Raw genomic sequence first — 599 nt, 5'->3', positions numbered from 1 at the left:
CGCCCTGCGTGTCGCGGCCGACCGGCTGCACCTGTTTCCGTTCAGCGGATAGTCACGACCCGTCCTCCGCGCCGGCGGGGCGGATTGCGATGCGCGTGCCGTCGCGGATCCGCTCGCCCGGATACAGCACCACGCGCTGCCCCGGCGCGAGCCCCGCGCGGATCTCGGCCTCAAGCCCGCCGCGCGCGCCGACCGTCACCGCCCGCCGCCGTGCCACGCCACGGTCATCGACGTACACCGCCCAGCCATCCCCCGTCCGCACCAGCGCGCCGAGCGGCACCCGCAGCACATCGCCCTGGAACGTGATCACGTGCACATCGACCCGATACCCGTCGCCGAGCGCCTGCCAGCGCGCGGGCGGATCGGTGAGGTCGAGCACGACATCGACGCGCTGCTCCTCGATCCCCAGCGCCGAGACCTTCATCCGCCCGACCGGATCGATCCGGCGGATCACCGCGTGCAGGTCCGGCCCACCCCAGCCGGTGACGATCGCCGCCTCGCCCTGGCGCATCCTCACCGCATCCTCCGAGAGCGGATCGATGACGATCTCGAGCTGGTGCGGATCGCCGATATCGAGCAGCGCCGCCCCCGCCGCGACG

The 599-nt window shown here is 73.3% G+C and carries 1 protein-coding gene; it reads right to left on the bottom strand.

Annotation, left to right across the window (positions count from 1 at the left end; all coding sequences use genetic code 11):
• Positions 1-52 precede the first annotated feature (52 nt).
• Positions 53-599 (bottom strand): efflux RND transporter periplasmic adaptor subunit (locus APM_RS13220; RefSeq protein ID WP_007423865.1); only part of this gene is annotated, 547 nt, incomplete at its 5' end.

It is taken from the genome of Acidiphilium sp. PM, from assembly GCF_000219295.1.
Taxonomy (GTDB): Bacteria; Pseudomonadota; Alphaproteobacteria; order Acetobacterales; family Acetobacteraceae; genus Acidiphilium; species Acidiphilium multivorum.
This window is presented reverse-complemented; position numbering and strand designations above follow the sequence as displayed.